This window comes from Bradyrhizobium altum, assembly GCF_020889705.1.
Lineage (GTDB): Bacteria > Pseudomonadota > Alphaproteobacteria > Rhizobiales > Xanthobacteraceae > Bradyrhizobium > Bradyrhizobium altum.
Genome location: NZ_JACMYP010000327.1, coordinates 1 through 8,475, shown reverse-complemented (window position 1 = coordinate 8,475; position 8,475 = coordinate 1). Strand labels below are relative to the sequence as shown.

The 8,475-nt window shown below is 64.6% G+C and carries 10 protein-coding genes; 1 reads left to right on the top strand and 9 read right to left on the bottom strand.

Annotated features, from left to right (window positions below; genetic code table 11):
- The 4 genes from H8B02_RS42035 to H8B02_RS42020 form a co-directional block, all read right to left on the bottom strand.
- Positions 1–2,143 (bottom strand): alpha/beta hydrolase fold domain-containing protein (locus tag H8B02_RS42035; RefSeq protein ID WP_229171563.1); only part of this gene is annotated, 2,143 nt, incomplete at its 3' end.
- Positions 2,144–2,466: 323 nt separating this feature from the next.
- Entirely contained in the window at positions 2,467–3,171 is a 705-nt protein-coding gene (locus H8B02_RS42030) for an SDR family oxidoreductase (RefSeq protein WP_229171561.1), read from the bottom strand.
- Between the two features lie 78 nt (positions 3,172–3,249).
- Positions 3,250–3,570 (bottom strand): DoxX family protein, encoded by a 321-nt coding sequence (locus tag H8B02_RS42025; RefSeq protein WP_229171559.1) that lies wholly within the window; start codon positions 3,568–3,570, stop codon positions 3,250–3,252.
- A gap of 1 nt (position 3,571) precedes the next feature.
- Positions 3,572–3,952, bottom strand: coding sequence for a DUF4267 domain-containing protein (locus H8B02_RS42020; protein ID WP_229171558.1), 381 nt, complete (start codon positions 3,950–3,952; stop codon positions 3,572–3,574).
- A 118-nt stretch (positions 3,953–4,070) separates the two neighbouring features.
- Here H8B02_RS42020 and H8B02_RS42015 point away from each other — a divergent pair, with 118 nt between their 5' ends.
- Complete coding sequence (locus tag H8B02_RS42015) at positions 4,071–4,661, top strand: TetR/AcrR family transcriptional regulator (RefSeq protein ID WP_229171557.1); 591 nt, start codon at positions 4,071–4,073, stop codon at positions 4,659–4,661.
- Positions 4,662–4,747: 86 nt separating this feature from the next.
- Here the strand turns inward: H8B02_RS42015 and H8B02_RS42010 are convergent, their stop codons facing one another.
- The 5 genes from H8B02_RS42010 to H8B02_RS41990 form a co-directional block, all read right to left on the bottom strand.
- Positions 4,748–4,942, bottom strand: coding sequence for a hypothetical protein (locus tag H8B02_RS42010; protein ID WP_229171555.1), 195 nt, complete (start codon positions 4,940–4,942; stop codon positions 4,748–4,750).
- 140 nt (positions 4,943–5,082) lie between these two features.
- A complete protein-coding gene (locus H8B02_RS42005) occupies positions 5,083–5,466 on the bottom strand; it encodes a response regulator (RefSeq protein WP_050403215.1) in 384 nt (127 codons plus the stop codon).
- Between the two features lie 111 nt (positions 5,467–5,577).
- The gene (locus H8B02_RS42000; RefSeq protein ID WP_229171553.1) at positions 5,578–6,795 is read right to left on the bottom strand and encodes an extensin-like domain-containing protein; all 1,218 of its coding nucleotides are present in this window, start codon (positions 6,793–6,795) and stop codon (positions 5,578–5,580) included.
- Between the two features lie 784 nt (positions 6,796–7,579).
- Positions 7,580–7,828: a hypothetical protein gene (locus tag H8B02_RS41995; protein WP_229171552.1), complete on the bottom strand. Its 249-nt coding sequence runs from the start codon at positions 7,826–7,828 to the stop codon at positions 7,580–7,582.
- Between the two features lie 231 nt (positions 7,829–8,059).
- On the bottom strand, positions 8,060–8,475 hold a 416-nt coding region (locus tag H8B02_RS41990; RefSeq protein ID WP_229171550.1), incomplete at its 5' end, for a DUF2147 domain-containing protein.

Genomic DNA, 8,475 nt, shown 5'->3' with positions numbered 1-8,475 from the left:
TCAGCACCGGCCCTGCCCTGCCGCCGAGCTCGGCGGTGTGGGCTGCGATCCAGCGCGTCGCCGCATAGCCGTCCTCGGCCGCAGCCGGGAAGCGATGCTCGGGCGCGTGGCGATAGCCGACGCTGACGATGATCATGCCGGTGCGCCGGCACAGATCGCGGCAGAACGGATCATCCGACAGCTCGTCGCCGAGCACCCAGCCGCCGCCGTGGAAATAAACCACGATCGGATGCGGCCCCGGCGTCGCTGGCCGGTAGAGCTTGTAGGGCAACGGACCATCCGCGCCCTGCAACACGCCGGTGCCGACCTCGCCGACCGGGCGGCCGGCAGGACGGCCCTTGTTGAACTCGTTGAGGAAGTCGCGTGCGCCCTGCGCGCCCATCGTCTCGATCGGCGGCAGGTTCATCTCACCGAGCATGTTGAGCACCAGCCGCACATCCGGCTGCAAACGCACCACCTCGCCGTCATTGCACTGCTCGGCAACGCTGGGCCCGGAGAGCTTGAAGCCGAGCATGCCGCGCCCGACCACCTCGTTGCAGATGCTGCGATACGGACCGACACCGCCGGTATAAGGCATCACGCCCTGCGGCTTGCCCGGCACGTTGGCGCCCGTGTACCAGGTGTTGGCGAGCCTGTGCAGCGTCAGCGTGGCGCAATCGGCCATGTGGCGCTCCCAGCCGGCCTGCGCGGTCTCGGTTGCCTCCATCGTGGTGAAGCCAGCGTCGCGCAGCGCGGCGATGCGCTCGACCACCCAGTCGACATGCTGCTCGATCGACACAGCCATGTTCGACAGCACCGACGGGCTGCCGGGACCGGTGATCATGAACAGATTGGGGAAGCCGGCGACGGTGACGCCGAGATAGGTCTGCGGTCCGTGCGCCCAGACGTCCGACAGCGACTTGCCGCCGCGGCCGGAGATCGGATGCACCGCCATGATCGCGCCGGTCATCGCGTCGAAGCCGGTGGCGAACACGATGACGTCGACATCGAAGCTGCGCTTGTCGGTCGAGATGCCGCCGGCGGTGATCGCCTTGATCGGCTCCTGCCGCAGATTGACCAGCGTCACGTTCGGACGGTTGTAGGTCGCGTAGTAATTGGTATCGAGGCAGGGACGCTTGGCGCCGAACGGATGATCGTGCGGGGTGAGCGCCGCGGCGGTCTCCGGATCCTTGACCACTGCACCGATCTTCTCGCGGATCAGATCGCCGACCAGCCGGTTGCCGTCGACATCGACCGCTTGGTCGGCCCAGAGCTGGGTCAGGATGTGGACGAGGTCGCCCGCCGCCCACGCCTTCTCGAACCGCTCGCGGCGCTCGGCGTCGCTCAATTGCCAGCTCACCACGGTCTGCTGCGGATACGGCACCCCGGCCATCGACCAGCGCGCCTGGTCGCGATAGGCCGCGCGGTCGGTCTCGAAGAAGCTCTTGCGATCTTCCGGCGCCGGACCGTTGCCGGCCGGCAATGCGAAGTTCGGCGTGCGCTGGAACACGGTGAGTTGCGCGGCCTGATCGGCGATCAACGGGATCGACTGAATGCCAGACGATCCGGTGCCAATCACGGCAACGCGCTTGCCCTTCAGGTCGACACCCTGATGCGGCCAGCGGCCGGTGAAATAGATCGCGCCTTTAAAATCCTTGACGCCGTCGATCTCCGGCGGCTTCGGCGACGACAGGCAGCCGGTCGCCATGATGTAGTAGCGGCACGAGACGTTGGCGCCGTTGTTGGTCGCAATCTGCCAGCGCGCGGTCGCGTCGTCCCAGGTCGCCTGCGTGACCTTGGTGCCGAACCTGATATCGCGGCGGAGATCGTAGCGGTCGGCGACGAAGCCGAGATAGCGCAGGATTTCCGGCTGGGTCGCGTACTTCTCCGACCAGGTCCACGCCTGATCGAGTTCGGGATCGAACGTGTAGCTGTAATCGATGGTCTGGATGTCACAGCGCGCGCCGGGATACCGGTTCCAGTACCAGGTGCCGCCAACATCGGCGCCCTCTTCGAGCGCAACCGCCGAGAAACCCGCCTTGCGCAACCGATGCAGCAGATAAAGACCGGCGAAACCGGCGCCGACGACTGCGACGTCGACCTGCTGCGCGATTCCGCTGTGCGTGGAGTCCGAAGCGCGTGCTGCAACTGCTGCGTCTGGCATGCCATTCCTCCCGTATGTTTTGATTTGACGGAAGGCTAGCCCTGCGCTTTCAGTTTGTCATCACGACAAACGCAATCTGAGGTCGCCGCAATTATGGCGTGCGCGGCCTGGAGTGCGACGCGCAGCGCGTAGACGCAACTGATGAGCTGGCAGGTTGCGGCAAGGCCGTGTCAAAGTCGAGCGCTCGAATCTAGATCCGTCACCCTGAGGAGCGCGTAGCGCGTCTCGAAGGGTGGATGGCCCGGCTGCGGCATCGGGGGCCGTGCATCCTTCGAGACGCGCGCAAGAGCGCGCTCCTCAGGATGACGGATTCGCAGTCGTGCTCACACGGACCGCATCAAACCGCCATCGACGCGGATGTTCTGGCCGGTGATGTAGCCCGCGCCGTCGGAGACGAGGAACGCGATCGTCGCGGCGATCTCCTCCGCCTTGCCGTAGCGCTTCATCGGCACGCTGTCGCGGCGCGCGTCGGTTGCCGGCAGGCTGTCGATCCAGCCGGGCAGCACATTGTTCATGCGGACGTTGTCGGCCGCGTAGCGGTCGGTGAACAGTTTTGTGAACGCGGCGAGCCCGGCGCGGAACACCGCAGAGGTCGGAAACATCGCGCTCGGTTCGAAAGCCCAGGCGGTGGAGATGTTGACAATCGCGCCCGACTTCTGCGCCTGCATGTGAGGTGCGACGAGACGTGTCGGGCGGATCACGTTCATCAGATAGACGTCGAGACCGGTGTGCCACTGCTCGTCGGTCAATTCCAGCACGCCCGCGCGCGGGCCGTGGCCGGCGCTGTTGACCAGCGCATCGATGCGGCCCCAGCGCGCCATTACGCCGTCGACGGCGCGCTTCAGATCGTCGTTCGAACGGTTCGAGCCGGTGAAGCCGATGCCGCCGAGCTCGCCGGCCAGCGCCTCGCCCTTGCCCGACGACGACAGGATGGCAACGCGAAATCCATCTGCGGCAAGCCGCCGCGCCGCCGCCGCTCCCATGCCGCTGCCGCCTGCGGTGACGAGTGCGACCTTCTTTGCTGTCATGACCGAGATCCCATTTGATGACGAACCTGAAGCAACGTCTATCATCAGGGATCGCGCGGCGCGACACCCGGGCGGCGCTCAGGACGAGGTCGCGGCAACAGCCATCAAGACGACAAAGACGCCAAGTGGCACAAGATGAGAAAAATCACGGTGGCGCAGAACGGTGAAAATCGCGGCCGCAATGATGGCCGCGCCAAGCACGAGGCCAGCAACCCGACTGACGGGAATTGCAATCAGAACAGCGCTTATCATCTCCAGCCCACCGGTCAAAATGCCCCACCAGCGCGGGTAGCCCCACCGAGCGAAATCGCCTTGGGTCGCTGACGTGCTGATCGCATTGAAGAGGCCTGCGCCAAAGAAGCCGGCAGCGAGCAGCCAGATCGAAAGAGCATGCGTCACCTCAGGGCACTCCAACGATCAGGGGCATAGCCGCAAGGACCATGATTACCGCCGTGAGACCGTGAATGCCGAAGGCACTTTTGGTGGAGCCTTTCGCGGCAAGAATGAGCAACATGTCCCCGATGGGGATGAAGGCTTCAACCAGCAGGATGATGCCGACCTCGCGCGGCGCGCCGAACACCATGAACGCCAAGACGACCAGTCCGGCCACAATGTCGCGCACCCCCTTGGGGCGAAGCCACCAAGCGATGTTGGTGCCATTTTCAGGAAGCGGCAGGCCGAAACTGCGTGTCGCGGTTGTCGGGCTCGCGACATAGAGGGTGCCGATCGCGATAATTCCCAGGGCCAGGAGCAATCCCGTTCCGAGCGCAAGCCAATGCATCACACGTCCTCATCTAGCTCAAGAACTCTAGCACTGCTAGATAAATAGCATTGCTAGAATGTCAAGCATCGGTATGATATTGATCTATTTGGGCCTTCCAGGTGCGGGGGATCGGGGATTGGGTGCCGCTGAGCGGAAAGGCAGGGACCGGGCTGCGCGCGAGCACCGCATTGTCGCGGCAGCGCGGGCGATCGCAGAGCGCGAAGGATGGGATGCCGTTACGGTCCGCCGTCTCGCCGACGAGATCGAATATAGCCAGCCCGTCCTCTACTCACATTTCAAGAACCGGGATGCGATTGTTGCGGCAGTTGCAGTCGAGGGCTTCAACGAACTCACGGCCGCACTTCGCGAAGCAGCGAGCGGATCGACAGGACGAAACGCCCTCAAGAATGTCGCCCTGGCCTATCTCGCTTTTGCGCTGGATCGTCCCGCGCTTTACGACGCCATGTTTGTCCTGCCAACGGATTTGCGGTTCGCCGAAGCTGGCACCAGACCCGAACTGCGGGCCGGTTTCGAAGCACTCGCGGCGGTCGTCGCGCCGTTTTGCGTCGAGGTAGCTGACGTGACCGAGACTTTTTGGGCAGCCCTCCATGGGCTCGCTGCACTCGAACGTTCAGGCCGAGTTAGGCCCGGCGCGCGCAACGAACGCATCGCACTTGTTGTCCGGGCGATCGTCGTTTCCGGAAACAACTCGCGTGCTCGCGGCTGAGACGTTCAGTTGAATGACTGCTTCGGCGGATCGAGACTGTCCGCCCGCTTGTGAGTCTGCGCGCTGGTCTGCTGCGCGGTGTCGCACTACTTCCGGAACACCTGCTTCGAACAGGCGTCGAACCTGGCCACCGGCCGATCCATCTGCCACAGTTCGACATCATGGCGGTCGACAAGACGGCTGGCCGACGTGACGGCCGCATCGTCGTCGCTGCAATCCATGTTGACCACGCCGATGGATCGGCTGTGCGGTCCGACGATATAGGCGCGATAGATCGTCATCTTCGTTCTCCGGCTGTTGCGGCGAAGATGAGCGCGAGGACGTATGAATTCGAGAACAACCGCGACGAGATCTTATAAAGACGGAACAGGCGCCCGCCCCAAACAGCCCACCACGCGCGGCAGGCCGCTCGGGACCGCCGTCAGGCCGGCGCGCCGTTCTTGAGCAGCTTCGTCACGGCCGCGACCAGCTCATCGGGCGAGAACGGCTTGTTGAGGAGCACGCTGTCCGGCACGCCCCGAGTCGGCCACTCGTCGCCGCCGCCGCCGGTGATGTAGAGCACAGGGAATGACGGATCGATCTCGCGGGCGCCGCGCGCCACCCGCCAGCCATCGAGCCGGCCAAGCAGGCGGATGTCGGTGACCAGCGCACTGTATTTGGTTCGGAACGCCTTCAGCAGCGTCAGGGCTTCCTCCCCCGAGCCTGCGATCGCCGGCTCATAGCCGCCGTCCCTCAGGGCGTCCTCTACCATCATCTGAAGATCACGATCGTCTTCGATGACGAGAATGATCGGCACGTCTTGCAAAGCTATCCCCCAGAAATCAGCCGGGTGCGCCCGGCTCAGCGAGCATATGCAGCAAATAGTGGCTACCGTTTGCACGGCACCCCCAGTACAAATACGGGTATCAGACGCGTCCTATTCGTCGGCGAATTCGTCTTCTTCGTTGACCCCCGCCTTACCCCGCGGAGCCGGCTTTCTGCCGCCAAGCGATCCTGTGACATAAGGTTCGCGCGCTGCATAGGGGCTACGGCCGCCGGCGCGCGCCGCGACCTCTTCGCCGGAGACGGCAGCGGGCTGGCAGATCAGGCGCCGGCTGGCCCGGCGCATCAGATCCACATGGATGTGGTCGTAGTGATAGACGTTGGAACCCGGCGCCAGCACCGTGGTGAATTGCTGGCAGGCGGCGGCCTGGACATCGCGCAGAAAGCCCTGCTCCTCCGGCAGGCCCTTCCAGCCATCCTTCACCGAGATGCGCCGGCCATCAGAGAGCGTGAAGGCCGCGATATCGAGCGCATTGCCGAAGGCGTGCTCGGAAATATGCGCGTGCGAATTGCCGTTCATGCCGCGGCAGGAATAGGCCGAGATCTGCTTGATCTCGACGACGCGCGCGCCGAACCAGCGCTGCGCCGCCGGCTGCACGGAATCGGCGAGCCAGCGCTCCAGCACCGAGACGATCGGGCACGCCAGCGTTGCGGCAGGCTTCACTGCGACCGGGCCGACCGTCATCACCGGATTGCCGTTCGACGGACCGAGCCGTGGCGGCAGTGGCGCGCCTGGCGGTTGCTGCGAATACGGCGCAGGAGAATAAGGCGCGGTCGCGCCCTCGCGCTGCGGATTACTGCGCAGGCCAGGATAATAAGGTCGCTCGCCGCTGGCATCGGGCGAGCCGTCCGGCGGCAGGTCGATCTCGCCCTGCTGCGGCGGGACGCCGGGCGCCGACAGCGACACCGGTCTGTTCGGTTGGCTGCCATAGTTCGGCTGGCCGACGGCCTGTTCGGAGTGCGGCGCCTGCGCGGGCGGCGGGCCCGGCTGACGATTGATCGGCCAACGCGGCTGGTTGCCGACCGACGCCGGTGGACGCAGGCTGTCGTCGGCAAATCCGTAAGCCGAACTGGCTTCGCCGAGCGCGGCGACCTTGAGCGGAAACTCGGCACCGCAAACGCCGGGGCCGGAAATCGGATCGATGCGGACGAGGTCCGGGCCTTCCTTGACTGCGCCGGATTTCAGGCATGCGGCCTCGGCCTCGGCCCGCCACGGTTCGCGCTCGGCAGTCTGGAACAGACCGCGGCCGCAACCAGCAAGCGACACAAGGACAAGGGAGCCGACGAGATACAAACGAACTCCACGCGTCATGGCGCGGAGGTTCTGCGAATTTGATTAAAGACTCTTCAACGCATTTCGACTGTTTGATTTCAGGTGTCTTTAACCATGCGGCGGAACCCGGCAGGGCAATTCGCGCGACCGCATCGATCTCGTTGTGTCATCAACTGTGGCGAATGCTTCGCATCACGTCGCAGCGGAGCGAGGTGATCGCCATGCATTGAGGTTCGACATCCTGTGCCCGGCATCGTCGTTCACCTTTTGATTGTGTTTCAAAGCACCACAATCTTGCTGAGACATGACAGACGGTATCCGGGACCGGCAGCCTGACCGCAACCCGCAACGCCGCGGAATTTATTTGCGGGTGCTTCAACGTCTTGATTCGCCGCCTGTTTGAGCCACGCATCGCAATGCGGCATCACAGGGGAGCATCGAGCTTGGCAGCAAGGCTGACTTTTTCGGCCAGGAACCTCTTGCTAGCTTTTGCGTTAATGCGGGCAGCGTTGTGAGCCAAGGGAGCTTCCCAATGGATTTCGCGAGTCCTCTGCTGAGCAAGCTGAGCATTGTGGCCGCGTACATCGCGTTCGCCTTCGTCGGCGCCATCATTCTCGGCGTGTTCTAGACCAATTCGACAGGCCATGAGTTCAGCGCCCGGCGGCCGCGCCCGCCGGGCGCTTTGCTTTCTCATCGACGCTACCACCCCGTCGTCCCCGCGCAACGGCTTCGGCGTTGTCGCTGGAGGAGCCGCGAAGCGCGTCTCGAAGGATGCACGGCTACCAGCGGGGCCGTCGACCCTTCGAGACGCGCTTCGCGCTCCTCAGGGTGACGGACCAGGAAGCGCCTCGTCATCATCTGAAAAATTCGAACAGCTCGATCCGGTGATACCGCCGATCGCAAAATCGTGGCAGACGAGGCCGGGATTGTCGGGATCGGGATAGCCGTCGTCGCGCCGGCGCGGCTCGCGAATGGTGTGGCTGAAGCGCCAGCCGCGGGCGCGCATGCAGCTCTTGTATTGCCGCGACGTCGGCGTGCCGTTCTGCGGCGCGCCGAACTGCGCATCGCACACCGCGGCGTGGCATGCAGCGCGTCGTCGCCGCGCTTCTGTTTTGACATGTTGGTGTAGATGTAGTTGTCGGCATGGGCGGCGGCGACGCTGCCGGCGAGCAGCAGCGCGACCAGGCTCAGGCGTTTCATGTTTGCCTCCATCGCTTGCGAGGATAGTGCTGACCTCTATCGGTCGCGCACGAGGCGGCAAACGGTTCGAGGGCATCCGGTTACAAATTGGACAGCTGCGCGTTCAGGAGCGCGGCTCACCCCTAGGCTGCCCCTGCGTGATCACGCGCTGCCGTGCGTGCGAGACGCGGACCCAGTCGGCACCGGTGCAATAGACGCGGCCGAGCGCGCAGAACGAGACCCGCAGCCTGTCGGCGCCCTTCAATTCGATCGTGCCGTAACGGATGTTGCCGCTGTCCTGGCTGTACACGCCGCCATTCCAGCGCGCGCCGTTCTTCGGCTTCATGTTGATCAGCACGGCTTCACCGAGATCGCGCGTGGTCCTGTCGAGCGCGTAGCCGCACAGCGCCACGCCGCAGAGCCGGATGCGCACCAAATTGTTGGCTTCGGTCTGCCAGTCGCCGATCGGACCGTCATCCGGTTCGTCGGCCTCGCGCGAGACGCGCATCACCGGCGGCGCCGGACGCACAGGCGCTGCGG